Below are 26,602 nucleotides of genomic sequence, written 5' to 3'. Positions count from 1 at the left end.
CCGCAGACACAGGAATGAGGAGGGTCCGAGCCGCCCGGCTCGGGCCCTCGTCTCCGATTGCGGCCTACTCCTCGTCCGCCGGGTTGGCGGCGACCCACTCGGCGACCGTGTCGTCGCGGATCGCCTCCCAGAGGCTCACGGCCTCGGGGTTGTCGTTCCCGGGGTTCTCGAGGTCGTAGGAGTACACCACGACCGACTCGCCGCCGAGGGTGTCGGTGCCGAGGTGCGGCGTGGTCATGAACTCCAGGTCGTCGCTGCGCAGGTCCATGAGGCTGATCGCGGTCGAGGTGACGTTGAAGGTGGTGTCCACCTTGACCGCGTCCGCGGTGGAGTCGAGGAAGCTGGTGAGCTTGCCGCGGTCGGTGAGGACGCCGGCGCTGAGCGCGGAGTCCATGATGGCCCTGATGAGCTGCTGCTGGTGGCGCATGCGGGCGAAGTCGCCCTCGTTCCACTGGTAGCGCTGCCGCACGTAGTCCAGGGCCTGCTCGCCGGTGAGGAGGTTCTCGCCCTTGGGGAAGAAGTAGTGGTCGCCGTGGATCGAGGTGACGCCCGTCTCGTCGTAGTACTCGGGGGCGGTCGCGGCCTCGATGTCCATCTTGACGCCGCCGAGGGCGTCGACGACTTCGACCAGGCCCGCGAAGTCGATCTCGACCACGTGGTCGATGCGCACGCCCGTCAGGTGCTCGAGGGTGAGGACGGTGAGCGGGACGCCGCCCCAGGCGTACGCGGCGTTGAACTTCGTGTTCGTGCCGGTGTACTCCGGGTAGTACTGGGCCTCGTCGAACTCCGGGATGTGCACGTACAGGTCGCGCGGGATCGAGACGCCGTAGGCCTCGGTGCCGCCCTCGTTGACGTGCATGATGATCGTGGTGTCCGAGCGGGCCTCGCCCTCGGCGGAGTCCTCGCGGGCGTCGGAGCCGATGACGAGGATGTTCAGCGCCTCGTTGAGCTTCTCGGGCCGGTCGTCCTCGGGCAGCGCGTCGAGGTCGAAGGGGCGCTCGAGGTCCTCGTTGATGCTGTTGGGCTTCGACCAGACGGCGAAGCCGCCGCCGGCGGCCGCGAGGGAGACCACCAGGCCGATCCCGGAGCCGATGAGGCCGCGTCGGGTCGGGCCGCCGGAGGCTGCGGCCATGCGCGCTCCGCCGCTGCCGCCCGCGGGCGGCACCGAGGCGGCGCCGCGGTAATTGGAGCCGGAATACGTCATGGCCCCAGCTTACGTGGTGCCCACCAGGAGTCGAGCCCGCGGAACCTTGGAAACCGCTCAGGCGGCGGTGACGTCGGTCGTGGTCAGGCCGCGCGTCGCGAAGTCGTCGATCGTCGTTTTGAGGCCGGCCTCGTAGTGCACCTGCGGCTCGTAGCCGAGCAGTTCGCGGGCGAGGGTGAGGTCGGGGCGGCGGCGCTCGGGGTCGTCGGAGGGCCGGTCGGTGAACTCGATGGCCGACTTCGAGCCGGTCAGGCGCAGGATGATCTCGGCCATCTCGCGCACGGTGAGCTCGTACTCCGAGCCGAGGTTGACCGGGCCGTACTCGCCGGATTCCAGCAGCATGACCAGGCCGCGGACGAGGTCGTCGACGTAGCAGAGCGAGCGGGTCTGGGAGCCGTCGCCGTGGATGGTCAGGGGCTCCCCGGCCAGGGCCTGGGTGATGAAGCTGGGGATGACGCGGCCGTCGTCGGGGCGCATGCGGGGCCCGTAGGTGTTGAAGATCCGCACGATCGCCGCGTCCAGGCCCTTGTGGCGGTGGTAGGCGGCGACGGCGGCCTCGCTGAAGCGCTTGGCCTCGTCGTAGCAGGAGCGGACGCCGATCGGGTTCACGTTCCCCCAGTAGGACTCCGGCTGCGGGTGCACCAGCGGGTCGCCGTAGACCTCGGACGTGGAGGCCATGAGGAAGCGGGCGCCGTCGGCGAGGGCGCGGTCGAGCGCGTGGAACGTGCCGAGGGAGTCGACGCGGAGGATCTCGATCGGCAGGGTCGCGAAGTCGACGGGGCTGGCGGGGCAGGCGAAGTGCAGGACCGCGTCGAAGGGCGCGTCGCCGACGGGCAGGCCCTCGGTGACGTCGGCCTCGACCAGGGTCAGCCGCTCGTGCTCGGCGAGGTTGTCGCGCGAGCCCGTGGAGAAGTTGTCGACGGCGGTCACGTCGCAGCCCTTCGCCAGGAGCGCGTCGACGAGGTGGCTGCCCACCAGGCCCGCGCCGCCCGTGACGAGGATGCGGCTGCCAGTTCCGTAAGTAGTCATCAAGATCCAAGATTATCAGGGTTGTCCTGGCGTTCACCTGGACTCAAGCTGTGCATCGGCTCAGTACACGCCTTCGTGTCCGCTCAGTACGCGCCCTTTCGTCGCAACACTACCGCGACGGTGCGGAACAGGATTTGAAGGTCGGTCGTGAGGGACCAGTTGTCGACGTAGTAGAGGTCGAGGCGGACCGCGTCGTCCCAGGAGAGGTCGGAGCGGCCCGAGACCTGCCACAGGCCGGTGATGCCGGGGCGGACCAGGAGGCGGCGGCGCACGTCGCCGAGGAAGTCGCCGTTCTCGGCGGGCAGCGGCCGGGGGCCGACGAGGCTCATCTCGCCGCGGACCACGTTGATGAGCTGCGGAAACTCGTCGATGGAGGTGCGTCGCAGCCATTTGCCGACGTTGGTGATGCGGGGGTCGTCCTTCATCTTGAACAGCAGGCCGTCGGTCTCGTTGTGCATCATGAGCGCGGCCTGGCGTTCCTCCGCGTCGATGTACATGGTGCGGAACTTCCAGCAGCTGAACGTCTCGCCGTCGCGGCCGACCCGGTTCTGGCGGAAGAACACCGGGCCGGGGCTGTCGGTCTTGATGGCGATGGCGACCGCCAGGAACAGCGGCGAGAGCACCAGGAGGCCGATGACCGAGGAGGAGATGTCGAGCACGTTCTTGATCAGCCAGCCGATGCCGGAGATCTTCGGCTCCTCGACGTGCAGGAGCGGCAGGCCCTCGACGGGGCGGATGTGGACGCGGGGTCCGGCGATGTCGGTGAGCTGGGGGGCGACCACGAGGTCGCGGCCGGTGCCTTCGAGCTGCCAGGCCAGGCGGCGCAGGTCGGCCGCGTCCGAGGAGGCGGACCCGCAGACCGCGAGCGTGTCGGCTTCGAGCTGTTCGGCGCAGGTGACGACGTCGGTCCCGGCGAAGACCGGGACCGGGGTGTCGAGGTTGCGGACCGAGGAGGCGCCCTCGGTCACGTATATGCCGACGGGCACCAGGCCCGCGGCGGGCGCGCGGCGCACGGTCCGGTAGACCTCGAGCGCCTCGGGGTAGGCGCCGATGAGCAGGACGCGCTGCACGCCGCGCCCGGCCGCGCGCATCTTGTGCAGGCCCAGGCGGGCGGCGTACCGGAACGAGATGACGAGGACGGCCGCCGCGAGCAGGATCACCGCGACCGCGACGCGCGAGACGTCGGCCTTGAAGGTCAGGGCGGCGAACGAGACGAGGGCCAGCATGAACATGGAGGCGCGGATGACGCGCTTGAACTCCTCGTTGCCCATGCCGAAGTAGCGGCGGTCGTAGGAGCCGGTGCCCCAGAGGGTGAGCACCCACGCGGTCGGCAGCAGCAGCCACACGGTGAGGTAGAAGAAGTGGAGCTGGTTGTCGGTGTCGAAGCCGGCGCTGGGGGTGTGCGTGAAGTTGACCGCGATGACGCTGGCCATGAGGACGGCGAACAGGTCGGCGCCGACGAGCGCGGCCTGGTAGTAGCGGTGCCAGTTCGAGGCCCGGACCAGGCGCCGCCACGCGGAGCGGGTGACGCCGTTGGTGACGAGCTGGGGGTCGCCTGCTCGGCCAGCACCGCCCACGTGCGCTCCCGTCCGTCCGAAGTTCCCGGTTGGGTGTTGCGGAACACCTCCACTTCCGTGGAGATCCTTTGCCGGGCGTTCCAGGCTCGTAGCCACTGCACATCCCTGCGGTCGTCAGCTTACGGTGGAGGTGAGTGTCCACGGGCGGAGATCTGCGCTGCGACTCCATGACCGGGCGGCCCGCCGACACGGTACCCGACAACCTACACCTATTCGCCTGCTGAGGTATGTTCGCCCGGTCTGATAGCAGTGCGCGCCACCCGGAGACCGCGTGAGGAAAACCCTGTGAAGATCGTCATCGCCCACAACCGATACTCGTCGGCGCAGCCCTCGGGCGAGAACGTCATCGTGGACTACGAGATCGGGGCGCTCCGCGGGGCCGGGATCGAGGTGGTGCCGTTCCTGCGCTCCTCGGACGAGATCGCCGCGCTCCCGCCCCACCGGAAGGCCGCGCTCGTCGCCTCGCCGGTCCACGCGGCCGGGACGCAGCGCGACCTCGCCGCGCTCCTCGAACGCGAGCGCCCGGACCTGCTGCACCTGCACAACCCGTACCCGCTGCTGTCGCCGTCGGTCGTCACGACCGCCCACAGGGCCGGGGTCAAGGTCGTGCAGACCATCCACAACTACCGGCACGACTGCATGAACGGGCTCTACTTCAGGGACGGGCACGACTGCCGCGACTGCCACGGGAAGCGCTGGAACGCTCCCGGCGTGGCGCACGCCTGCTACCGGGGCTCGCGGGCGCAGAGCGCGGTGATGGCCGTGGCGCTCGGCGTGCACCAGGGCACGTGGCGCGGCGTCGACCGGTTCGTGGCGCTCACCGAGGCGATGGCCGGGTACCTGCGGAGCATCGGCATAGAAGAAGGACGCATCCGCGTGAAGCCGAACGCGGTCCCCAACCCGTTCGAAACGGCCGGCGCGGTGCCGCTCGGCGAGGGGTTCCTGTTCGGGGCGCGGCTGGTCGAGGAGAAGGGCGTGCGGCTGCTGCTGGACGCCTGGAAGCGCACGGACCTGCCCGGGCAGGTGCTGCGCGTCGCGGGCGACGGTCCGCTGCGGCCGCTGGTGGAGGCCGCCGCGGCCGAACGCGGCGACATCGCGTACCTGGGGCGGCTCGAACCGGCCGCACGGGACGCGGTCCTCGCCGAGTCGGCGGCGGTCGTCGTGCCTTCCATCTGGCAGGACATCCTGCCGACCACGGGGATCGAGGCGCTCGCGGCGGGCCGGGCCGTGGTGGCGACGCGGATGGGCGGCGCGCCGTTCATCGCCGGGGCCGACACGGACGCCCCCGCGGGCGTGGCGGTCGACCCGACCCCGGAGGCCCTGGCCGGAGGGCTGGAGGCGGTCGCGAAGGACCCGGGCTACGCCGCGAACGCGCGCGCCCGGTACGAGTCGGTCTTCGCGCCCGAGGTGACCTTGCGGCGGCTCATCGCGATCTACGAAGAGCTGCTGGCCTCTTAGGACTCAGCGGAGCGAGGCCCGGGCGTTGCTCGCGATGCTCGCGAGGAGGAACAGCGCGTTCACGGCCCCGAAGAACAGCATCACGGCGGCCATGGACTCGGGCCGCAGGAGCGCCAGCGCGATCACGGCGATCACGAAGCCGTAGTCGCGCACCAGTTTGATGAGCCGCACGATGATGTTGCCGCTCTTGACGAGCGAGACGCCGTCGTCCTCCTTCGCCATCACCGCGGTGACGAGGTTGGTCATCCACAGCGCCGCGAAGGCCGCGCCGCACCAGGCCGGGATCTCGGGCGTGTAGGCGCGGACGACCGCGACGACCACGGCGACGACCGAGGCCTGGATGGCGATGTCGGCGAGGATGTCGACGCGCGCGCCGGCCTCGGACCCGGTGCGGGTGACGCGGGCGAGCTGGCCGTCGGCGCAGTCGAGCATGTAGGCGACCTGCCACAGGACGAGCGCGGCGAGCGCGACCGGCCACCACGGGGCGCCGTCCCGCGCGGCCGGGAGGTAGGCGATGACGCCGGCGCTCACGGCGAGGCCGACGACGAGGTTGACCAGCGTCAGGTGGGTGGGCTTGAGCCCCGCTTTCCATGCGGCGTAAGCGAACACGGCGCCGCCGCGCTGGGCGGCGTAGAGGGTGGCGAGTCCGCCGCCGCGGTTCGCGGCGAGGAAGTCGGCGGGCCGGTGGGCGGGGCGCTGTTCGATCACGCGGGCATCGTACCCAGCGCACCGAGCGTCCCCGCCCGGCAGCGGATGGTGACGCGGACGACCACTGTCGCGACCTGCCACAGCACCCACAGTGGTATCGCGAGACCCGGTTATGTCAGGATTCCGACACCGCGCGGCACCCCCGCTCCTTAATATGAGCGCGATCCACGCCTTTCGGGACGAAACAACTTCTCCGTTGGTAGCCAGCGGATGACCGACAGTCTTAAGGTTGATGGACCTTCAATTCCTGGGGAGGAAAATATGGGGGACGAGGTGACCGGTGCTGCCTTGCGGCACTGGGACCATCCCGCCTACTCGGCGAGACTCCAGGCGGGGCGGGCGGCGCTCGCGCAGCTGCTGGCCGACCGGCGGCTCGACCGGGACCGGCCGATGACGGGTCTGGAACTGGAACTCGACCTCGTCGAACCGAACGGGGACCCGGCCTTCGCGAACGACTCGGTCCTGGAGCACCTGCACACCTCGGGCGAGGAGGACGCCCTCTACGGCGCGCAGCACGAGCTGGGCGCGTTCAACATCGAGCTGAACCTGCCGCCGCGGCTGCTCGACGGCGCGGGGATCTCCTGGTACGAGGGCGACCTGGCCGCGGCGCTGGCGGAGGTGCGGGAGGCCGGGGACAAGGCCGGCGTGCACATCTGCCCGATCGGGACGATGCCGACCCTGTTCACCGACCACATGGGCATGGACGCGCTCTCGCGCACGAAGCGGTACCGGATCCTCAACGACGAGATCATGTCCCAGCGCGGCGAGGACCTGCGCATCGACATCCAGGGCGCGGAATCGGTGGACTTCACGTCGCCGACGATCGCCCCGGAGTCGGCGAACACGTCGGTGCAGTTCCACCTCCAGGTGTCCCCTGAGGACTTCGGGCGGTACTGGAACGCGGCGCAGGCGATCGCGGGCGCGCAGGTGGCGATGGGCGCGAACTCGCCCTACCTGTTCGGGCGGCAGCTGTGGGCCGAGACGCGGGTGATCCTGTTCGAGCAGGGCACCGACACGCGGCGGGCGAAGCAGCGGGCGCAGGGGGCGAAGCCGCGGGCCTGGTTCGGGGACCGGTGGATCGAGGGGGTGCTGGAGCTGTTCGACGAGAACTACCGGCATTTCGCGCCGCTTTTACCGCTTTGTGACGAGGAGGACCCGGCCGAGGTCATGGCCGACGGCGGGGTGCCGACCTTGCAGGAGCTGCGCTACCACAACGGGACGGTCTACCGGTGGAACCGCCCGGTCTACGACGTCCACCTGGGGCGCCCGCATGTGCGGGTGGAGAACCGGGTGCTCGCGGCGGGACCGACGGCGGTGGACATCTGCGCGAACATGGCGCTGTTCTACGGACTGGTGGTGCACTTCGCGAACGCGCCGGTGCCGATCAGCGAGCGGATGGACTTCGTGCAGGCCGCGACGAACTTCCGCTCGGCGGCGCGGCACGGCATCCAGGCCGACCAGGAGTGGCCGGGCGTCGGGCTCGTCCCGGCGCGCGAGCTGGTGCTCGAGCATCTGCTGCCGGCCGCGGCCGACGGGCTGGCGACGATGGGGGTCAGCGGCCGGGACGCCGAGCGCTACCTGGGGGTGATCGAGTCGCGGTGCCGCCGGGGCGTGAACGGCGCGACCTGGCAGGTCGCGCGGGTCCAGGTGGCCGAGCACCGGCAGCGGCTGGAGCGGCGGGACGCGCTGCGGGCGATGGTCCTCGACTACGCGGCCCGCTCGGCCGACGGCAGGCCGGTGCACGAGTGGGAGGTGTGAGCGGCCCGCAGGTCGCATAGGCGCGCGTGAAGGCCGAGACCTCGGGTCTCGGCCTTCGTCGTCGATCAGGCGTCGGGGTCGGACTCGGGCGCCGGGTCGTCGCCGCCGAGCTTGCGGCGGGTGCGGCCGGCGGCCTTCTTGGCGCGGCGGGCGGGCTTGGGCGCGGCCTCGGGTTCCGGCGCGGGCTCGGACTCGCGGGGCGCGTCCATGTCGACGGCCTTGAGCTCCTGCACCCAGTCGACGTCGGGGTTCGGGTCGTCGTCGCCCTCCCGGGGCTCCCACTCCGCGCGCTTCTGCTCGTCCTGCTTGGCGGCGCGGCGCTCGCGCCGGGTCGTCCGCTTCGGCTGCTCGGGCACGGCCGGCGCCGCGGGCAGGTCCTTGGTGTCGCCTTCGGGCACAGTGTCGTAGGCGGACACGGGTTCGGGCACGGTCCAGCCGGGGGCGGACTCGACCAGGCCCGTCTCCGCGGTGCCGGGTTCGCCGGTCCACGCGTTCGGCTCCGCGGCGTCGTCGACCTGGCCGCCCGCCTTCGGGAGGGAGCAGACGATGAGAGAGCCGAGGAGCCCGGCGATCGCCGCGTACGGGCCGACGAACATGAGCGCCATCGTCTCGGCCCCGTCGCCGCGGGCGGGCCCGGCGACCAGGTGCGCGACGGTGACGATGAGCGGCCCGGCGATGCCGGAGGCCGCGGCGATCCGGTAACCCGAGCTGGAGATGGGGCCGCGCCGGGCCAGGACGGCCACGACCACGCCGATGAGGGCCGAGCCGATCATGAACGGGATCGCGATCGAGAGGCCACGGAGCCCCAGGGCCGAATCCGGCCCGGCCCACGAGCCCCACACCGCGAGCTCGGTCACCGGTGAGACCGGGTCGCCGACGTCCCGGAACACCGCGAGGATCGCGAGCAGCCACACCAGGACCACCGAGGCCCCCACGTTGACCGCGACCGAGCGGGAACTGAGCCCGATGAGCGCCAGCGCGAAGCCGACGGCCGCGCCGATGCCGGCGGCCACGAGCGGCTTCGTCGGGAACGAGGTGAAGACCTCGCTCTGCTCGGCGGAGAGGGACACGAGCGGGCCGATGAGGAACGCGCCGAGCGCGCTCGCGACGACCGCGGCGACGCGGGTGGCCGGGCCGAGCCGGTCGGCGGCGCGGGAGCCGATCGCGCCGGAGGCGAGGCCGCCGACCACGCAGGAGACGGCCGCGAACCAGCCGACCCAGGCGACGTTGGCGTTCTCGCGGTATTCGAGCACGGACTCGGCGCCGGGGGCGGCGTCGACCCAGGAGAGGAGGTCGAAGCCCGACGCCAGGCCGAGCTGGGCGAGGGCGGCGAGAGCCGCGACCGCGAAGCCGGCTCCCGCCGTCTTCGCGGCGATTTTAAGTGACATACGTCGCACCGTACTGCGTGTACGCAATGGAGTCTCGAACGGCCGATCGCGTGACGACGGGCGGGCCCGGGCCGTCTCACACTCGGGAAACGCCCGTGACCTGGTCGCACTCCCCCGGCTATGCTCGGGGCATCAAGGCCACCTGCCCGGTCGCCGTGCGAGATCATGCCGATCAGCGAGGAGCATTGCATGTCCGACGCCTACGAGGCCCTCACCGCGTCACTGGCGGCCGTCGACCCCGAGATCGAGAAGGCCATCGAGGCCGAGGGTCGGCGCGAATCCGAGAAGATCCGTCTCATCGCGTCCGAGAACTACGTGTCCCAGGCGGTCATGGAGGCCACCGGGTCGATCCTGACGAACAAGTACTCCGAGGGGTACGCCGGGAAGCGCTACTACGAAGGCCAGCAGCTCATCGACGTCGTCGAGCGACTGGCGATCGACCGGGCGAAGGCCCTCTTCGGGGCCGACCACGCCAACGTCCAGCCCTACTCCGGGTCCCCCGCGAACCTGGCCGTCTACATGGCGTTCCTGTCCCCGGGCGACAAGGTCCTGGGCATGGAGCTGCCGATGGGCGGGCACCTGACCCACGGCTCGAAGGTCTCGGCCACCGGCAAGTGGTTCGACGCGGCCCACTACGGGGTCCGCCGCGACACCGGCCGCGTCGACCTCGACGAGGTCGCCGAGATCGCCAGGCGCGAGCGCCCGAAGATGATCATCTGCGGCGGGACCGCGATCCCCCGCACCGTCGACTTCGCGGGCTTCAAGGCGATCGCCGACGAGGTGGGCGCGGTGCTCATGGCCGACATCGCCCACATCGCCGGGCTCGTGGCGGGCGGGGCGCACCCGACGCCGGTCGGGCACGCCGACGTCGTCACCACCACCACGCACAAGACCCTGCGCGGCCCGCGCGGCGCGATGATCCTCGCGAACGAGGAGCACGCGAAGGCCGTCGACAAGGCGGTCTTCCCGGGCCTCCAGGGCGGCCCGCACAACCACACCACCGCGGCGATCGCGGTGGCGCTCAAGGAGGCGGCGACCGACTCCTTCAAGGGCTACGCGGCGCAGATCGTGAAGAACGCGAAGGCGCTGGCCGCGGGCCTGAGCTCGCGCGGCTTCGACCTGGTGAGCGGCGGCACCGACAACCACCTGATCCTGGTGGACCTCACCAGCAAGGACATCGGCGGCAAGCCGGCGGCGAAGGCCCTGGACGCGGCCGGCATCGAGCTGAACTTCAACACGGTGCCGTTCGACCGGCGCAAGCCGTTCGACCCGTCGGGGCTGCGGATCGGCACCGCGGCGGTGACCACCCGCGGGATGACCGAGGACGACATGGACGCGATCGCGGGCTGGATCGACCGGGCCGTCGCCGCGGCGAAGGACGGCAAGGACACCGAACTGGACACCGTGGCCGCGGAGATCCGCGAGTACACGCGGGCCTTCCCGATCCCGGGCTGGAAGGCGTAACACCAAGCGACAGATGAGGAAAGGGCGTCCGACCAGGCGGTCGGGCGCCCTTTCGCTGTGCGCTCGACCACGTTCTGAGGAATTTAGAAAACCCGTTGCAACCGAAGGGCTACCGCGGGCGTCTAGTTGATATCAAGTCATTCTGACCCGCATCGTCCCTGACCACGGCGTCGCGGTCCATCCACAGAGGAAACCACCCATGCCATCACCATACCTTCAGCACACAGGAAAGCGCTTGCTAGCGGTTGTGGGGACTGCCGCCCTCAGTGTCGGCGCGTTCGCGCTCCCCGCCGCCGCGCAGGCCCCCGTCCCCGTCACGGTCGAAGTGGACTTCGCCGACACGATCGTCGCCGACGACCAGCAGCACGAAGGCGGCCTCACCATCGAGTTCGGCGAGGACTTCGCCGAAGGCGCCCATGAGGTCACGGCCGACTTCGACCTCGACCTCGACTCGACGGGCATCCGGATGTACGCCACCGCCCCGGAGTGGGGCGGCTGCGGCGTGCACGCGGGGACGGGTCTGTTCCACTGCGTCACCCAAGAGGCCGGCAACCCGGTCGAGTTCGCCTTCCGCTACGCGGCCTCGCCCGACGCGGCCGAAGGCGTCCACGATTACACCGTCACCATCGGCGTCGACGGCGAGACCGTGGACACGATCGAGGGCTCGATCGAAGTCGTCACCGATGACGGCGGCGACGGCTACGCACGGCCGTACCTGCACGGCAATGTCGCCTACGACGGCGTCGAGCCCGGCTCCACCGTGGCCGTGACGCCCCAGTTCCTCCAGGACTCGGCGCTCCCCGAGGACGCGGCGGCCGTGGTCGCCACCACCTGGGCGCCCGAATACCTGCCGCACGGCCTGGCCTGGCCCGGCGCCGACTACGACAACTGCATCGAGAACGAAGGCGTCAACGTCACCTGCGTGGTGACCGACTTCCAGGACCTCCCGGGGACCGCGTTCTTCTTCGGCTCGCCCATCGACTACACGGTCCACGAGAACGCACCCGGCCCGATCGACGTCTGCGACTGCGTCTACGAGGTCTACACCATCGGCGCCGACGAACTCGAATCCGATTTCGGCGGCGTGTTCTGGGACGAGGACTCAAACAACCTTCTCCGCCTGGAGCCCTTGGCCGAGCCCACGGTCGAGTTCCATGACGAGTTCCAGGGGCTCATCGACATCGTCACCGCCGCGAACCCGTTCGACCTGGCCGTCTCCGACGCGAACGCCAAGGGCGCCGACGGCGCCGAGGTCACCATCACCGTGCCGGTGAAGAACCTCGGCCCGGCCCACGCCTCGAGGTTCTTCGACGGGCCCGGCTCCTACGGGATCATCGGGTCGCTGCCGAAGGGCCTGGAGCTCGTCAGGGTCGACAGCGACGGCGATGAGGCCTTCTGCTTCGAAGCCGACGACCCGACCGTCGACGACTCGTTCCCCGGGATCGACCTGGCGAAGGCCGACTTCATCTGCCTCTTCCAAGGCGTCGACGCCGACGAGTCCTTCGACTTCGAGTTCACGGTGAAGGTCACCGACTCGACGTCGAACGCCAAGGGCACGCTGGAGGTCGCCGCGATCCAGTACGACGACTACCCCGGTGTCGCCGACGCGAACCCGAAGAACAACCTCGCCGACATCACCGTCAACGGCACCGGCAACGGCTCCGGCCAGCTGCCGAAGACCGGCACCTCGATGACGACGGTCATCGGCGTCGCGGCGCTGGTCCTGGTCGCCGGTGCGGTGCTGCTCGTCCTCACGGCCCGCAAGCGCAGGACGACCACCGCCGGGTAGGCGAACCGGCCTCACCCACGAGGAGATCCACCACCTCGAACACCCGAAGAACGGGCCCCGGCCGTCGGCCGGGGCCCGTTCGCGTTCCGGTTCCGGGAGGCAGGAGGCGGGTCGACCATTCGGCCGACCCGCCTCTCGCAAAACGAAACGCGCCCGGCTCTCGAGGAGCCGCAGCGCGTCGCGTACTGGTGATCGAATTGTGCAGTCTTGCGGTTCGGCGCCTTGTGAGCGCGCTCGCCTCTATCCCTAGCGGGCGAGACCGGCGAGGACGCGGCCCTCGACCCGGTCGGCCACGCGGCGCAGGGCGCCGGCGGTGGTGAGACGGACCTTCTCGGGACGGGTGACGCCGAAGACGTACGGCTTGTCGGCCCGACCATCGTCAACGACCGGCGCGTTCGGCAGAGCCGAGGTGGCAACGGTGTTGGCGGCGTCGACTGCAATGTATGCACCCACGAATTCGTACATGATGATTCCTTCCCGGCAGGGTGTGCCGGATTGTGGATCTGAAGGGGGAACCGCTCGTCGATGACGCCATTGTCGACGGCGGGGATCCGTCGCGATCGTCGTGGACCGCTTCGGGCGGCCGGGGTCTGAGAGCGGTTGCGGGTTTACCGTCCCGCTCGTGTTCCCTCGGCTTCGAGATCAATGGTATGACCCTTCCGCCCAGGAAATCCAGGGATTTCGCCTGGGTCACATGTATCGCACGACACTGTCCACAAAGAGCTGAGTTACCGTTCGGTTATCGAATCGAAGGGGCATGCGGCGGGCAAGTGGCGGTAGTCTGTCCGGATGCGGGACTTGGGAGTTCGCGTCGGCCACTGGACCGGCGAGCACACCGGCTGCACGGTGCTGCTGTTCGAGGAGGCCACCATCGCGTCCGGCGAGGTGCGGGGCGGGGCCCCGGCCAGCCGCGAGATCGAGCTGCTCGACCCGATGCGCGCGAACACCGGCATCGACGCGGTGCTGCTGACGGGCGGCTCGGCCTTCGGGCTGGCCGCCGCGGACGGCGTCATGCAGTGGCTGGCCGAGCGCGACCGCGGCGTGTCGACGCCGGGCGGGGTGGTGCCGATCGTGCCGACGCTCGGGCTCTTCGACCTCGACGGCACGGGCTCGGTCCCCGGGGCGGCGCAGGGATACGAGGCGTGCGACGCGGCGATGGCCCCGTTCGAGCCGGCGCTGGACGGGCCGATCGGCGCGGGCCGGGGCGCGACCGTGGGGCAGTGGCGCGGGGTGACGCTCCCGTCGGGGCTGCGGACGGCCACGGTGGCGGCGGGACCGGTGCAGGTGCGCGCGCTCGCGGCGGTGAACGCCTTCGGTGAGCCGGGCCCGCTGGACCGGGAGCTGCTGCGGCCGGAGGGGTTCGCGTCGGACTCGTTCGGGCGGAACACGACGATCGGGGTCGTGGTCACGAACGCGCGGCTCGACAAGGTCGAGTGCGCGCTGGTCGCCCAGGGCGCGCACGACGGCCTGGCGAAGGCGATCAGCCCGGTGCACACGAGGATGGACGGCGACGCCTTCGTGGTGGCGGCGACCGGCCGGACCGAGGCCTCGGTCGACGTGGTGCGGGCCCTCGCGGTGGAAGCGGTGGCCGAGGCGATCGGCGACGGCTTCTGAGCGGCGCCGGGTCCGCGGCACGTCCGCGCACGCGCTCGCGGCCGGCGCCTCGCCCCTAAGCTTCACCGCATGAAACGTCTTCGCGCGGCGCTGCTCGCGGTTCCGCTCCTGTTCGCCGGCTGCACCGTCGAAGCCGGAGCCGAGCCGGGCGGCGCGCCTTCGAGTGACGCGACCGCCCAGGCCGCCGCCGCGCCGGCGAACTGGATCTACCAGCTCAGCGGCTACGAGGACGACCGGCTCGACGCGCTCACCGCGGCCCCGCACGAAGCGGCCGTCATCGACCTCGCGCGCGACGGCGGCGAAGGCTACTTCACCGCCGACGAGATCGCCGGACTCCAGGACTCCGGCAAGGCCGTCTACGCCTACTTCACGATGGGCTCGATCGAGACGTACCGGCCCGAGTACCCGGCGGTCGCCGAGACCGGCCTGGTCCTCAACCACTGGGGCGACTGGCCCGACGAGTACTTCGCGCGGTACTGGGACCCCCGCTGGTGGGACCTGGTCATGGAGCCGCGCCTCGACCGGGCCGCGGCCGCCGGGTTCGACGGCGTGTACCTCGACGTGCCGAACGCCTACGAGGAGATCGACCTCTCGCTCGTCCCCGGCGAGACCCGCGAATCGCTCGCGCGGAAGATGGCCGACCTCGTGATCGCCGCCGACGCCTACGCGGGCGAGGACCTGCAGATCCTCGTCCAGAACTCCCCCGAGCTGCGCGAGTTCCCCGGCTACCTCGACGCCATCGACGGGATCGGCGTCGAGGAGCTGTTCTTCCTCGCCACCGACGTGCCGTGCGCCGAGGACTGGTGCGCCGAGAACCTCGACGACACCCGCGCGATCCGCGACGCCGGGAAGCTCGTGCTCGCGGTCGACTACGCCTCCCGGGAGGCGAACGTCGCCGCGGCGTGCGCCCGCTACGAGGAAGAGGGCTTCGCGGGAGCCGTGGCCGGGGTCGATCTCGACGCGATCTACCCGCCGTGCGAGTGAAAGCGACCGGCACCCGGCCCTGAGGGCGAGCGACACCTGCGACCCGGTCGGTCTCGACCGCGAGCCCCACGGCCGACGACGTCCGCACCCGGCAGCACCGGCGGCCGGGACGGTGCGCACGGCGACGACGGCCCGCGGACGCCTCGACGCGCGCGGCGGCGGGCGGCCTCCGCGTCGCCGTTCGGGTCGGCGATCGCCATAGCGTCCCGTTCGCGGCGGGGACGCTCATACACTGAGCCTGAGAACCCCCAGACGGGCATTGAGAGCGATCTATTGAACTTCGCGCGCGAGAGGGACATAAACAGAGGTTCTACTGGGATGCAAGTCACTGTATGATCAGCGCCATTGCCCGAATACCTTCGATTGCGAGGTAATCCAATGGTCGAGCTCTCAGGTCCGATCGTCGCGACCTTCATCGCCTATCTCATCTTCATGGTCCTCATCGGCGTCTGGGTGTACCGCCGCACCAAGACCCTCTCCGACTTCGCCCTCGGCGGCCGCTCCCTGAACGCGCCCACCGCCGCCCTCTCGGCCCAGGCCTCCGACATGTCCGGCTGGCTGCTCCTCGGACTGCCCGGCGCGGTCTACGCCGCCGGCGTCGGCCAGGCCTGGATCGCCATCGGCCTCGCCGTCGGCACCTACCTCAACTGGCGGTTCGTCGCCCCGCGCCTGCGCACCTACACCGAGCGCGCCCACAACTCGATCAGCCTCTCGGCCTACCTCGAATCGCGCTTCGAGGACCGCACGAACCTCCTGCGGACCGTCTCCGCGCTGGTCATCTTCGTGTTCTTCACCCTCTACGTCGCCTCCGGCCTCGTCGGCGGCGGCCTGCTGTTCGAGACCATCTTCGGCGTCGACGCGACCCTGGCGATCACCGTCGCCACGATCGTCATCGTCATCTACACCTTCCTCGGCGGCTTCCTGGCGGTGTCCTTCACCGACCTCGTCCAAGGCCTGCTCATGTTCCTCGCCCTCGTCGTCGTCCCGATCGTCGTGATCGCCTCGCTCGGCGGCTTCACCCCGCTGTTCGACGGCGTCTCCGCCGCCGAACCGAGCCTGCTGCGCTGGACCGACACCGCGAGCTTCACCGACGGCGCCTGGTCCGACGGCGCGCCCATGACCTTCGTCGCCATCGCGGGCCTGCTCGCATGGGGCCTGGGCTACTTCGGCCAGCCGCACATCCTCGCCCGCTTCATGGGCATCCGCTCCGCGGCCGACATCCCCGCCGCCCGCCGCATCGGCGTGAGCTGGGTGCTCGTCACCCTGCTCGCCGCGGTCGTCATCGGCCTGGCCGGCATCGCGTACCTGCCCGAGCCGCTGGAGAACCCGGAGACGGTCTTCCTGACGCTCGCCCAGGACCTGTTCAACCCGTGGGTCGCCGGCCTCATCCTCGCGGCCGTCCTCGCCGCGATCATGTCCACCGCCGACTCGCAGCTCCTGGTCGCCTCGACCGCGTTCACCGAGGACTTCTACCGCCGCCACCTCAAGCGCGCGGCCCCCGAGGCGCACCTCGTGTGGATCGGCCGCGCCGCGGTCGTCGCGGTCGCCGTCATCGCCTACTTCCTGGCCCTGCAGGGCGGCACCGTCCTCGACATCGTCGCCTACGCGTGGGCCGGATTCGGCGCGGCCTTCGGCCCGATCATCCTGCTGTCGCTGTACTGGACGCGGATGACCTGGGTCGGCGCGCTCGCCGGGATGCTCGTCGGCGCCGCCACCGTCATCACGTGGGAGGCCCTCGGATCCCCCGGCGGCGTGTACTCGCTGCTGCCGGGCTTCATCGCGGCCCTCATCGCCGCCGTCGTCGGCGGCAACCTCGGACGCCGCCCCGAACGCGAGTGGGCCGGGTCCTACCGCCACGCCACGTCCGCCGAGCTCGAACCGGAGGCGTAAGAAGGACTTCCGGGACCGCTTCATCTGGTACATCGCCTGGTCGGCAGCCCAGAGCGTCTGCGAAGGGTTGCCGCCGGGCATCAGACGCGCCCACCCGATCGAGACGTCCACGGGCGTGCCCGGCACCGAGTACTCCCAGTTCTCGCTCGACACCGCCGACCGGATCCGCTGCGACACCGCGTCCGCGTCGTACTCCGTCGCGCCCGGCAGCACCAGGATGAACTCGTCGCCGCCCGTGCGCGCGAGCAGGTCGCCCGTGCGCACCACGCTCGACAGCAGCGCCGCGACCCGCTGCAGGATCGCGTCCCCCGCCTGGTGCCCGTGGGTGTCGTTGACCGCCTTGAACCCGTCGAGGTCGAGCACCGCGATCATGCCCTCCCCGTCGACGTCGGAGAGGAACTCGTCGAGGCGGCGCCGGTTCGGCAGGCCGGTCAGGTCGTCGGTGTTCGCCCGGTCCGCCCAGCCGGCCACGGCGCGCCGCAGCTGGTCGCGGTCCACCAGCGCGCCCGCCGAGTCGAGGTAGATCGTGTGGAACTCGTTGATCTGCTTGTAGAGCGCGTACGTCGTCGCGTGCGCGGCCAGGATCGAGGCCGCGTGGTCGCCCTTCGCCACGAGCGCGAGGGACCGGAGGTGCTGGGGCTCCATGACCCCGAGCGTCTCGTCGCCGATCTCGCGGGCCTCCAGCACCTCCAGGGCCTCCAGGCCCCGCGCCTGCGCGATGAGCCGCGAGGCCTGCGCGAGCGTGCGCAGGTCCATCGCCTCGACCGATGAGGTCTCCTCCGGCAGCAGGTGCTCGACGGTCCACTGCTCGCCGATGCCGAGCAGGCTCACGCGGGCGAGGGCGTAGTGGATCCATTCGAGCTCGCGCGTGTCGAGCTCGTGCAGGCTCGGCTTGACGCGGCGCAGCTCCTTGAGCAGCAGGTAGTTGCAGGCCCGGGAGTCGCCGGTGTAGTAGCGCAGGAGCGCGTCCCGCACCCGGACCTCGACACCCTCCACTGAGGACCGCCCGACGCCGGTGCCCTCCGCGAGGGTGTGGCACTCGTCGAGGGCCTGGGACGCCTGCTGCTGGTAACCGCAGTTGGAGAGGATCACCGCGAGGTCGTACCAGGCGTCGACGGCGGCCTGGCTCTCCTCGGTCATGGCCTGGAGCGCCCGGCGGGAGAGCACGAGCTGCTCGGCGGTCAAACCGAGCGCCTTGATGTAGTGGTGGTAGTACCAGGCCGCGAGCGCGTGGTACTTGCCGGTGAGGCGGGGGTCCTGGCAGCGCGCGACGGCCGCGCCGGCCTGGTCGATCGTGCCGGGGATCTTGTCGGTCGAGCGCTGCGAGATCTGGCCCTGGAGGATGAACAGCCACGCCTGGGCCCGCTGCTGGACGGTGTCGGAGTTGTAGACGATCCAGGTGGCCTCGCCGACGGCCTCGCTGACCTGGCCCGATCGCATGAGGGCGCGCAGACGCCGATACTGATCGGCATAATCACGCGCAGACGTGATCCCCCTCCGTGGCGTCACGCGCTCTATCCTGCCACCGCGAAGCCGATATATCCAGTGGCGCGCGTCGCGTCACGCCACTCCTTGCGAACTCGAATGGGCATGGGCCCGAACCGTTCTGCTCCACCGCGCTTCCCCGGCGCATAAAGTGACGGCAGTGCCCGAAAAGGAAGGATGGTGGGCTTTGCTCCCTGCGCGTCCGTACCGCCCGCGCCCCTCCGGCGCCCAGGCGTGCACCGCCTGCGGCGAACCGATGCCGACGGCCACGGCGGCCCCCGGGCCGTCCGCGACGACCGTGGCCGCGTGCGGCGCCTGCGGGACCGAGCAGCACGGCCGCCCGGCCTCCAGGCGGCTGGTGGACCCGGACTGGGCCGCGCTGGCGCCCAAGGCGACGCTGCGGTACGCCGACGACACCGCCGAGCGGCTCACCGCACCCGACGCGCTCGTGCCGTTCCGGGTCGAGCGGGCGACGGCACGGCTGCTCCTGCGCGAGTGGGCGCAGCGGCGTCGGTTCACGCCGAAGGCGTTCCGGCGGATCGACGAGTCGGCGTCGTTCCGGGGTGCGTTCCTGCCGTACTGGGTGTGGCAGGCGCGCACGCGCTCGCGCTACCGGGCCGCCCGCGGCGACCGACACTGGGCGAAGGCCGGCGGCAACCGGGTCCGCGCCACGCGCTGGCGTCCGGCCGCCGGAACGGTGACGCGCGACTTCGCGGACGTGGCCGTCGCGGCGACGGTGCGGCTGGAGGGGCGGGCCCTGGCGGCGCTGATGCGGGACTGGACGCTCGGCGACGCGGTCCCGTTCACGCCCGAGCTGGTGGAAGGGCACTGGGTGCAGCGCTACGACCTGGAGCCGGAGGCGGGTCTGGAACTGGCGAAGGACCGGATGGCCGCGGCGATCGAGCGGGACGTGCGCGAGCGCGTGGGCGGGGACGAGCAGTACGTGGCGGCCATCGAGACCGCGTACTCGGATCTGGCGTACCGGCTGGTGCTGCTGCCGGTGTGGCTGGTGTCGTACGCGCATCGGGGTCGGCGGCGGATGGTGGCGGTGCACGGGGAGTCGGGCCGGGTGGTCGGCGAGCGGCCCTGGAGCGCGGGCCGGCTGATTCTGGCGACGGCCTTCGCGCTGGCGGCGTCAGGCGTCATACTGTATTTCAGTCTTTTATCCGTTTCCCGCCCTCGCGGGCGACCGAGTGGTAGACGAATCGTTGACGCGATGGACATGCTCTATGGTCTTCTCAGCGCAACCCCCCTGGTGCACCGCGCGTGTTCCCCGCAGAAGCGGCCGGCCCTCCCCGGTCGGGCCGCCGCACCCCACACACCGTTCCGGGAGAGGCAATGTCTCCGATGAAGCACGCCGCCAAAGCGTCCTCGCCTTGGTGGGCGAAGGCCATGGTGATCAGCGGTTCGCTGGTCATGGTGATCTCGGGGGGCACCGCGATCGCCGCCCAGGTGAGCGTGAACCTGCTCAACGACTCGGTCAACCAGGCGGACCTGCTCGGCGACCAGCGCGTGGAGTCCGCCGAGGAGATCGAGGGGCCGCTGAACTTCCTGGTCCTCGGCACCGACGAGCGGGTGGGCGCGGGCGGCGAGGCCCGCACCGACGCCAACATCATCGTCCACGTCAACGAGGACCTCACGCAGGTCAGCATGATCTCGCTGCCGCGGGACCTGCTCGTGGAGATCCCCTCCGGCACGCCGGCCTCGGAGACGAAGCTCACCGAGGCGTTCGCCTACTCCGAGGACTGGAACGAGTCCTTCCGGAACACGGCCGAGACGGTCACCCACCTCACCGGGGTCCAGTTCGACGGCGCCGCGATCGCGAACTTCGAGGGCTTCCTCGACATGGTCGAGGAGCTGGGCACCATCGAGCTGTGCCCGTGGCACGAGATCACCTCGATCCACACCGACAAGACGTTCCCCGAGGGCTGCGCGGAGTACAACAAGGAGGATGCCCTCGACCTGGTGCGCCAGCGCTACGGCTGGGACTCCGAGGAGGACTACGCGAACGGCACCTGGGGCGACTTCGGCCGCCAGAAGATGCAGCAGCAGGCGATCAAGAAGATCCTGGAGCGGGCCAAGGAGCAGGGGTACGCGACCGACCCGACCAAGGCCGTGAACCTGCTCAACAGCTTCGGCGACGCGCTGACGCTGGACGTGGGCGGCTACAACCTCATCGACATGATCACGCAGATGCGCGACGTCGACCCCAATGAGATCATCTCGATCGGCACGCCGTCCTCGGAGGGGAACGTGAACGGGACCTCGTACGTGGTCATCCACGAGGGCACCGAGGAGGAGGTCGCGGCCGACGCGCTGTGGGAGGCCATCCAGAACGATACGATCGACGAGTGGGCCTGCGCGAACCCGGAGTGGCTCAGCGGCGACTCGAAGCCCGACTGCTCGGTCCCGGCGCCGACCGACGGCGGCTCGGCGGGCGAGTCGGCCGGTGAGGACGCCGCCGACGAGGAGACCGCGAACTGACCCGTCGGCTGTGGCGCCGCCGCCCCATGCAACCCCGCGCCTTTACCGAAGCGTTATGTGTAGTGGATACTGCTGACCTGACCATTGGAGTTGCATGGCTGGCAAGAGCGGCGCCCCCTGGTGGGCGCACACGATGCTGTACGCGGGCGGACTGACCATGGTCGTCGCCGGCGGTGCCGCGGCGGTGACCCAGATCGGCCTGAACACCGCCAACAGCGCGGTGGCGGAGGAGGACATCCTCGACAACCGGGCCGAGATGGACGTGGAGAACATCGAGGGCCCCCTGAACATCCTCGTCCTCGGCGTCGACAAGCAGGGCGGTTCGACCCGTTCGGACACCATGATCATGGTGCACGTCAACGAGGGCCTGTCCGAGGTGTCGATGGTGTCGCTGCCCCGCGACCTGTACGTCGAGATCCCCGACTGCGGCCCCGACTACAACAGCCCGTGCATGCAGAAGCTCAACCACGCCGCCTCGATCAGCGACGACTGGACGGGCGTGACCCTCCCGAACGTGGTCAGCACCATCGACAACCTCACCGGCGTCGAGTTCCACATGGCCGCCACGGTCGACTTCAACGGCTTCATGGACCTGGTGGACCTGGTCGGCGAGATCGAGCTGTGCCCGTGGCACGAGATCACCTCGATCCACGGCGAGAAGAAGACCTACCCCGAGGGCTGCGCCTACTACGGCAAGGAGGACGCCCTCGACCTCATCCGCCAACGCTACGGTTGGGACGACCCCGAGGACTGGGAGAACGGCCTCGGCGGCGACTACGGGCGCCAGGCGATGCAGCAGCAGGCGATCAAGTCGCTCATCAAGGAGCTGAAGGCCGACGGGGTCCACAAGGACGTCGGGCTGCTGACCGACGTGCTCGAAGGCCTGGAGGGCAAGCTCACCATGGACCTGCCGGAGGGCCTGACCATGGTCGACCTCGCCATGAACCTGCGCGACCTCGACCCCGAGGACATCACGTCGATCCGGGTCCCGGCGTCGACGGAGGTGCTCGACGTGGGCGAGTCGGAGGTCATCCACGAGGGCGAGCAGCAGATCGCGGCCGACGCGCTGTGGAGCGCCCTGCAGGACGACACCATGGACCAGTGGATCGCCCAGTACCCCGAGTGGGTCAAGCAGACCGGCAACGCCGGGACCACGACGGGCACGACCGACGAGACCTCGGGCGGGGTCACCACCGACTGACCGGGCGACGGCCTGCGTTCAGCGGGTTCCGGCCCGGGCCTCGTCCTCCTCGTCGACCTTGCGCCATTCGGCCTTCGTGGACTGCCAGCCGTCCTCGTTGAGCCCCTGGCGCCAGTAGCCGGAGACGGACAGGCGCTCGCGCGGGATCCCGCGCTCGAAGCGGAGGAGGCGGCGCAGGTCCCGGACGAACCCGGCTTCGCCGTGCACGAACGCCTGGACGTCCCCCGGCGGGAACGCGAAGGCGCGCACGGCCGCGCAGAGCCGTTCGCCCACGCGCGCGCCGTCGCGGTGCAGCCATGTCACCGTGACGTCGCCGACGGACTTGAGCTGCTGCTCCTCTTCGGGCCCTTCGACCTCGAGGAAGACGTGGGCGCGCGCTCCGGGGGCGAGGCGCTCGACGGACGCCGCAATCGCCGGGAGGGCGCTCTCGTCGCCGGCGAGCAGGTGCCAGTCGGCATCGGCGGACGGGGCGTACGCGCCGCCCGGCCCGGCGAAACGGACGAGCGTGCCGGGGCGGACCTTCGCGGCCCAGGGCCCCGCGACGCCCTCGTCGCCGTGGTACACGAAGTCGATCCACAGCTCACGGGCCGCTTTGTCCCAGCGCCGCACGGTGTAGGTGCGGGTGACCGGCCACTGCTCGCGGGGGAGCTCCTCGCGGATGCGGGCCAGGTCGAACGGCTCGGGGTACGCCACGCCCTCGACGGGGAACTGGAGCTTCAGGTAGTGGTCGGTGCAGTCGCCGCAGTCGAACCCGTCCAGGCCCTCGCCGCCGAGCACCACCCGGATCAGGTGCGGCGTGACCCGCTCGGTCCGCACCACTTCGGCGGTGGTGATCCTGGGGGTCCTGCGTCCTCGGCCTTCAGCCACTTCGGGCTCCTCACGTCCATGGCCCGCGGTGCTGCCGGCATCGCCTGCGAGCCGTCCGGCAGTCTCGTCACGAGAGTTAGGTTTCCCTAACTATCACACCCGGAAACCAGGCGGCTCCAGTGGGACGGGACACGGGCCGGGACCGCCACACCGCGGCGGTCCCGGCCCGGGCCTCGGTCCCGGCCTCAGTCCGGCCGGGGGCTGACGTCGCGCATGACCGACCGCAGCAGCGGCCGCGACAGGGCCCCGGCGGCGACCACGGCGGCGACGCCCGCGGCCACGGTGGCGCCGATGATGAGCACGCCGCTCACGTCGAAGCCCATGCCGCCGATGACCGGCGAGGTCAGGATCATCCCGGTGAGGATCGACGCGCCGCCGATGACGCTCAGCGGCAGCAGGGTCTCCTGGCGGCGGGCCCGGTCGAGGACCCGCTGCTCGGTCCCGGCGAGGTGCAGGAGCCGGTAGGCCTGGCGCCGGTCGAGGACCGAGCCGATCGCGCTGATCGCCGCCGAGACGGCCGCGGTGAGGAAGACCACCGCGAGGACCACGGTCACGCCGGTGCGCACCGAGCCGATGAGCCGGTTCGACACGATGCTCTCCTCGATCTCGCGTCGGGGCGGGTCGCCCGGCAGGAGGGCGGTCATGGTGCTGCGCACCGCTTCGAGCCGCGCGCCCGTGGTGGTCGCCTCGATCACGGCCGCGCCGTCGCCGGGGGCCAGGAAGCCGTCGTCGACGACGGCGACCTCGGCGCGGTCGCCGAGGGCGTCGCGCAGGTCCGCCGCGACCGTCTCGGCCTCGTCCGCGGGAACCGAGGCGGCGAGCGTCTCGGCGCCCTGCACGGCCGTGTCGGTCTGCAGCATCGGGAACATGGCGACCGAACCGGCCACGAAGCCCGCGATGGCCACTCCGGCGACGGCGCGCCACGCGGCCTTCGGGTCGTCGGCGAGGCGCCGGGCCGCCAGCAGCCGGGCCGGGCCCCGCGCGGTCCGCGCCAGGATCCGGCCGAGCCGCTGCACGATCCACGGGCCGACGAGGTTCACGGCCGCGAGCGTCCCCGCGAACAGTCCGATGAGGACCGCCACGACGATCATGTCGCCGTTCACCAGGTTCGTGGTGATCATGAACGCCGCCGCGAGGACCGCGAACACGACCACGCGGATCGCCTTGAGCCCCTTCGGTTTCACGCGCCGCGCCACTCCCAGCGGGCTGATCACGACGCTGCGGAGGCCGATCAGCGCGGACACGGCCACCAGCGCCGGCACCGCGGCCGCCACGGCGAGCATCCACGGGGCCCCGGCCCACAGGTCGGCGACGTACCAGCGGCCGCCGTCGATCGGGATGAGCGCCACCAGCGGCGTCACCGCCATCCACGCGAGCGTCCCGGCCACGGCTCCGGCGGTCGCCGCCAGGACCGTCTCGATCAGCGTCAAGCGCATGACCTGGCCCGGTGTCGCGCCGATGAGGCGCAGCGTCGCGAGCCGCTCGTCCCGCCGGGACACGGTGAGCCGGGCCGCGGCCGCGCCGAAGACGGCGGCGGGCACGGCCATGAGGATCGCGGCCAGGACCATGAGGATCATGTAGAAGCCGTAGACCTCGTCGGCCCGGCCCCCGGTGAAACCGTCGATCTCCCGCGGAGAGACGCCATCGGCGCTGAACCGCTCGGCGCGCAACGCGGGGTCGCCGGCGTCGCGGCCGACGACGGCCACGAGCTCGTTCGGGTGCGCGAGCGCCTCCGGGCCGAGCTCCCCGGCGACCGCCGCGTCCCCGTAACGGGCGAGGAAGTCCGATGCGGGGACGCCTTCGAGCAGGTCGGCCGCCGCCGGTGAGAGCCAGACCTCGCCGGGCGCGGGGAACGCGTCCATGCCGGGCGGGGCCGGGGCGTCGTCGGCCAGCGCCGCGAGGTCGACGCGGGTGACCGCGTCGCCGCCGTAGTAGTCGGCGGCCGTGGCGATGACCGCCGTGGCGGTCCCCGTCGCGGCGGGCGGCTCGCGCCAGGCGGTGCGGTCGCCGCGCTCGTCGAACGCGAAGTTCCCGGCCACCGCGAACTGGAGCAGCAGCGTCGCCACGGCGACCGCGAGGGCGGTCAGGCCGGTGCTCAGCAGGGCACTGCGCCCGCCGAGGCGGGTCAACCGCCAGGCCAGCTCGGTCATCGCCACACCTCAGCGACCGACTCGTGCCCGTACGGCCCCGCGCCGGAGTGCGGCGCGGCTCCCGGGGCCGGCTGCCGTTTCGGCAGGCCCGCGCCGGGCGCGTCGGCCGGTCGTCCGGCTTCCGCGAAGCCGTCGGATTCGGTCCGCTCGCCGCCGGGCCGCGGCGTGCCGCTGAGGCGGCCGTCGCGGATCTCGATCGTCCTCGTGCACCGCGCGGCGATCCGCGGGTCGTGCGTGACGACCACGAGCGCGGCGTCGAGTCCGGCGACCGTGTCGAGCAGGACGCCCATCACCTGGTCGCCGGTGGCCTGGTCGAGCGCGCCGGTCGGCTCGTCGGCGAAGACCACGGCGGGCCGGACCACGAGCGCCCGGGCGAGCGCGACCCGCTGGGCCTCGCCGCCGGACAGCTCGCCCGGCCGGCGGTCCTCCTTGCCTTCCAGGCCGAGCCGCCGCAGTTCGGCGCGCGCCGGTTCGAGCGCGGCCCGGCGGGCCTTGCCGCCGAGCATCAACGGCAGCGCCACGTTCTCCTCCGCGGGCAGTTCGGGCAGGAGCTGCCCGAACTGGAACAGGAACGCGAAGCGGGTGCGCCGCAGGTGGCTGCGGCGGCGCTCCGAGAGGGTGTCGATGCGCTCGTCGAACAGACGCACCTCTCCCGCGTCGGGCCGCATGATCCCGGCCAGGCAGTGCAGCAGGGTCGACTTGCCCGAGCCGCTGGGGCCGGTCACGGCGACCGACTCGCCGGGGCCGACGCCGAAGTCGACGCCGTCCAGTGCCGGGGCGGCGCCGAAGTGCTTGGTGAGGGAGCGGGCGGTGAGCATGGGCGGCCTCATCGGCGGTCCCTCCGTTCGTGCGAGAGGAAGGGCAGGGCGGTGCCGGCCGCGAGGAACGCGGCCGTGAGCACCAGGGCCACGATGGTGCTGATCTCCAGGAATCCGTTCATGCCACCAGCTTCGCCGCGGCAGGGCCCCGCCGCTTCGGCTCGGCGGCCGGTATCGCGTCCGGGGGCTCCGTCTTTCGGCCGAGGGCCCCCTGAACTGCGACTACCGTCGTGGCATGAGCACCACGCCGCCTTGGAGCGCCCGGATCAATCGAGTCTCGATGCGGCTGCTGCAGATCGGCATCGTCACCGGGCTCCTGCTGCTCCTGGTGACCGAGATGGTCTCGCATGGGACGGACGCCCCGCCGCCGATGCACTCGTGGGTGTCGTGGCTCGAATGCGGCGTCTCGCTGTTCGTGATCGCCGTGTACTGCTGGTACCGGCCCGGGCGCAAGCGCTGGATCGGGGCCGCCTCGATCGCGTCGCTCGCGGCGACCGGGCTCGACTTCGTCTACGACCAGGGCGTGCGCGGGGTGGGCACCGCCGAACTGCTGGCGCTGGGGCTCCTCATGCTCTTCGCCGTGCGGCACTGGGACGCCCCGCCGGGACGGTGGGTCGCGTTCAGCACCGGCGCGGCGGTCATGCTGATCGGGGTCGGCCGCCTGTTCGGCAACGAGTTCCAGGAGGCGGCGATCGGCGGCACGATCCTGGTCTTCATGGCGATGACGACCGTGA

At 71.2% G+C, this 26,602-nt stretch carries 21 protein-coding genes and 1 pseudogene; 12 read left to right on the top strand and 10 right to left on the bottom strand.

Features of this window, described 5'->3' with window-relative positions; translation table 11 throughout:
* Positions 1–64: 64 nt before the first annotated feature.
* The 3 genes from K3N28_RS23095 to K3N28_RS23085 form a co-directional block, all read right to left on the bottom strand.
* Positions 65–1,204: an LCP family protein gene (locus K3N28_RS23095; RefSeq protein ID WP_228095248.1), complete on the bottom strand. Its 1,140-nt coding sequence runs from the start codon at positions 1,202–1,204 to the stop codon at positions 65–67.
* A 57-nt stretch (positions 1,205–1,261) separates the two neighbouring features.
* Positions 1,262–2,233 carry a UDP-glucuronic acid decarboxylase family protein gene (locus K3N28_RS23090; RefSeq protein ID WP_228095246.1) on the bottom strand — a complete coding sequence of 324 codons (972 nt, stop codon included), beginning with the start codon at positions 2,231–2,233 and terminating at the stop codon, positions 1,262–1,264.
* 83 nt (positions 2,234–2,316) lie between these two features.
* The gene (locus K3N28_RS23085; protein ID WP_228095244.1) at positions 2,317–3,810 is read right to left on the bottom strand and encodes a sugar transferase; all 1,494 of its coding nucleotides are present in this window, start codon (positions 3,808–3,810) and stop codon (positions 2,317–2,319) included.
* A gap of 285 nt (positions 3,811–4,095) precedes the next feature.
* On the opposite strand from K3N28_RS23085, the gene K3N28_RS23080 reads away from it, so the two are divergent.
* Positions 4,096–5,268: a glycosyltransferase family 4 protein gene (locus K3N28_RS23080; RefSeq protein ID WP_228095242.1), complete on the top strand. Its 1,173-nt coding sequence runs from the start codon at positions 4,096–4,098 to the stop codon at positions 5,266–5,268.
* A gap of 3 nt (positions 5,269–5,271) precedes the next feature.
* Here the strand turns inward: K3N28_RS23080 and K3N28_RS23075 are convergent, their stop codons facing one another.
* Positions 5,272–5,976, bottom strand: a complete 705-nt coding sequence (locus K3N28_RS23075; RefSeq protein ID WP_228095241.1) for a CDP-alcohol phosphatidyltransferase family protein — start codon at positions 5,974–5,976, stop codon at positions 5,272–5,274.
* A 261-nt stretch (positions 5,977–6,237) separates the two neighbouring features.
* Between K3N28_RS23075 and K3N28_RS23070 the strand changes: the two genes are divergently transcribed.
* Positions 6,238–7,734, top strand: a complete 1,497-nt coding sequence (locus tag K3N28_RS23070; RefSeq protein ID WP_228095239.1) for a glutamate--cysteine ligase — start codon at positions 6,238–6,240, stop codon at positions 7,732–7,734.
* A gap of 65 nt (positions 7,735–7,799) precedes the next feature.
* Here K3N28_RS23070 and K3N28_RS23065 read toward each other — a convergent pair whose 3' ends face one another.
* Positions 7,800–9,122 carry a DMT family transporter gene (locus K3N28_RS23065; RefSeq protein WP_228095237.1) on the bottom strand — a complete coding sequence of 441 codons (1,323 nt, stop codon included), beginning with the start codon at positions 9,120–9,122 and terminating at the stop codon, positions 7,800–7,802.
* 189 nt (positions 9,123–9,311) lie between these two features.
* Here K3N28_RS23065 and glyA point away from each other — a divergent pair, with 189 nt between their 5' ends.
* A complete protein-coding gene (gene glyA, locus K3N28_RS23060) occupies positions 9,312–10,586 on the top strand; it encodes a serine hydroxymethyltransferase (protein WP_228095235.1) in 1,275 nt (424 codons plus the stop codon).
* A gap of 247 nt (positions 10,587–10,833) precedes the next feature.
* On the top strand, positions 10,834–12,375 hold the full coding sequence (locus tag K3N28_RS23055) for an LPXTG cell wall anchor domain-containing protein (protein WP_228095233.1): 1,542 nt from the start codon (positions 10,834–10,836) through the stop codon (positions 12,373–12,375).
* 246 nt (positions 12,376–12,621) lie between these two features.
* On the opposite strand, the gene K3N28_RS23050 is transcribed toward K3N28_RS23055, so the two are convergent.
* Positions 12,622–12,840 (bottom strand): hypothetical protein, encoded by a 219-nt coding sequence (locus K3N28_RS23050; RefSeq protein WP_228095232.1) that lies wholly within the window; start codon positions 12,838–12,840, stop codon positions 12,622–12,624.
* A 324-nt stretch (positions 12,841–13,164) separates the two neighbouring features.
* On the opposite strand from K3N28_RS23050, the gene K3N28_RS23045 reads away from it, so the two are divergent.
* The 3 genes from K3N28_RS23045 to putP all read left to right on the top strand — a co-directional run bounded on the left by K3N28_RS23045 (position 13,165) and on the right by putP (position 16,863).
* Positions 13,165–13,989 (top strand): P1 family peptidase, encoded by an 825-nt coding sequence (locus K3N28_RS23045; RefSeq protein ID WP_228095230.1) that lies wholly within the window; start codon positions 13,165–13,167, stop codon positions 13,987–13,989.
* A 69-nt stretch (positions 13,990–14,058) separates the two neighbouring features.
* A complete protein-coding gene (locus K3N28_RS23040; RefSeq protein WP_228095228.1) occupies positions 14,059–14,973 on the top strand; it encodes an endo alpha-1,4 polygalactosaminidase in 915 nt (304 codons plus the stop codon).
* 378 nt (positions 14,974–15,351) lie between these two features.
* A complete protein-coding gene (putP, locus tag K3N28_RS23035; protein WP_228095226.1) occupies positions 15,352–16,863 on the top strand; it encodes a sodium/proline symporter PutP in 1,512 nt (503 codons plus the stop codon).
* A 63-nt stretch (positions 16,864–16,926) separates the two neighbouring features.
* Here the strand turns inward: putP and K3N28_RS23620 are convergent.
* Positions 16,927–17,289 (bottom strand): annotated as a pseudogene (locus K3N28_RS23620) (GGDEF domain-containing protein); the annotation flags it as partial.
* Between K3N28_RS23620 and K3N28_RS23030 the strand changes: the two are divergent.
* From K3N28_RS23030 to K3N28_RS23015, 4 genes are all read left to right on the top strand, one after another.
* Positions 17,185–17,634, top strand: a complete 450-nt coding sequence (locus K3N28_RS23030; RefSeq protein ID WP_228095225.1) for a hypothetical protein — start codon at positions 17,185–17,187, stop codon at positions 17,632–17,634. The pseudogene K3N28_RS23620 and the gene K3N28_RS23030 overlap by 105 nt on opposite strands.
* 901 nt (positions 17,635–18,535) lie before the next feature.
* A complete protein-coding gene (locus K3N28_RS23025) occupies positions 18,536–19,699 on the top strand; it encodes a hypothetical protein (RefSeq protein ID WP_228095220.1) in 1,164 nt (387 codons plus the stop codon).
* Complete coding sequence (locus K3N28_RS23020; RefSeq protein WP_228095219.1) at positions 19,687–20,832, top strand: LCP family protein; 1,146 nt, start codon at positions 19,687–19,689, stop codon at positions 20,830–20,832. The genes K3N28_RS23025 and K3N28_RS23020 overlap by 13 nt, the downstream gene beginning before the upstream one ends.
* Positions 20,833–20,926: 94 nt before the next feature.
* Positions 20,927–22,033, top strand: coding sequence for an LCP family protein (locus K3N28_RS23015; protein WP_228095218.1), 1,107 nt, complete (start codon positions 20,927–20,929; stop codon positions 22,031–22,033).
* 18 nt (positions 22,034–22,051) lie between these two features.
* Here the strand turns inward: K3N28_RS23015 and K3N28_RS23010 are convergent, their stop codons facing one another.
* The 3 genes from K3N28_RS23010 to K3N28_RS23000 form a co-directional block, all read right to left on the bottom strand.
* The gene (locus tag K3N28_RS23010) at positions 22,052–22,900 is read right to left on the bottom strand and encodes a siderophore-interacting protein (protein WP_228095215.1); all 849 of its coding nucleotides are present in this window, start codon (positions 22,898–22,900) and stop codon (positions 22,052–22,054) included.
* 185 nt (positions 22,901–23,085) lie between these two features.
* Positions 23,086–25,050 (bottom strand): FtsX-like permease family protein, encoded by a 1,965-nt coding sequence (locus K3N28_RS23005; RefSeq protein WP_228095214.1) that lies wholly within the window; start codon positions 25,048–25,050, stop codon positions 23,086–23,088.
* Positions 25,047–25,868 (bottom strand): ABC transporter ATP-binding protein, encoded by an 822-nt coding sequence (locus K3N28_RS23000; protein WP_228095213.1) that lies wholly within the window; start codon positions 25,866–25,868, stop codon positions 25,047–25,049. Before K3N28_RS23000 ends, K3N28_RS23005 begins: the two co-directional genes overlap by 4 nt.
* Before the next feature lie 235 nt (positions 25,869–26,103).
* Here K3N28_RS23000 and K3N28_RS22995 point away from each other — a divergent pair.
* A partial coding sequence (locus K3N28_RS22995; protein WP_228095212.1) for a hypothetical protein occupies positions 26,104–26,602 on the top strand: 499 nt, incomplete at its 3' end.

This window comes from Glycomyces sp. TRM65418 (assembly GCF_019710475.1).
Taxonomy (GTDB): Bacteria; Actinomycetota; Actinomycetes; order Mycobacteriales; family Micromonosporaceae; genus Glycomyces.
This window is presented reverse-complemented; position numbering and strand designations above follow the sequence as displayed.

Bases quoted from the DNA above. Each gene is read 5' to 3' on its own strand.
- K3N28_RS23045 (WP_228095230.1), top strand. From the start codon at position 13,165: ATGCGGGACTTGGGAGTTCGCGTCGGCCACTGGACCGGCGAGCACACC.
- glyA (WP_228095235.1), top strand. From the start codon at position 9,312: ATGTCCGACGCCTACGAGGCCCTCACCGCGTCACTGGCGGCCGTCGAC.
- K3N28_RS23005 (WP_228095214.1), bottom strand. From the start codon at position 25,050: ATGACCGAGCTGGCCTGGCGGTTGACCCGCCTCGGCGGGCGCAGTGCC.
- K3N28_RS23050 (WP_228095232.1), bottom strand. From the start codon at position 12,840: ATGTACGAATTCGTGGGTGCATACATTGCAGTCGACGCCGCCAACACC.
- K3N28_RS23040 (WP_228095228.1), top strand. From the start codon at position 14,059: ATGAAACGTCTTCGCGCGGCGCTGCTCGCGGTTCCGCTCCTGTTCGCC.
- K3N28_RS23095 (WP_228095248.1), bottom strand. From the start codon at position 1,204: ATGACGTATTCCGGCTCCAATTACCGCGGCGCCGCCTCGGTGCCGCCC.
- K3N28_RS23020 (WP_228095219.1), top strand. From the start codon at position 19,687: ATGTCTCCGATGAAGCACGCCGCCAAAGCGTCCTCGCCTTGGTGGGCG.
- K3N28_RS23070 (WP_228095239.1), top strand. From the start codon at position 6,238: ATGGGGGACGAGGTGACCGGTGCTGCCTTGCGGCACTGGGACCATCCC.
- K3N28_RS23000 (WP_228095213.1), bottom strand. From the start codon at position 25,868: ATGCTCACCGCCCGCTCCCTCACCAAGCACTTCGGCGCCGCCCCGGCA.
- K3N28_RS23065 (WP_228095237.1), bottom strand. From the start codon at position 9,122: ATGTCACTTAAAATCGCCGCGAAGACGGCGGGAGCCGGCTTCGCGGTC.
- putP (WP_228095226.1), top strand. From the start codon at position 15,352: ATGGTCGAGCTCTCAGGTCCGATCGTCGCGACCTTCATCGCCTATCTC.
- K3N28_RS23015 (WP_228095218.1), top strand. From the start codon at position 20,927: ATGGCTGGCAAGAGCGGCGCCCCCTGGTGGGCGCACACGATGCTGTAC.
- K3N28_RS23090 (WP_228095246.1), bottom strand. From the start codon at position 2,233: ATGACTACTTACGGAACTGGCAGCCGCATCCTCGTCACGGGCGGCGCG.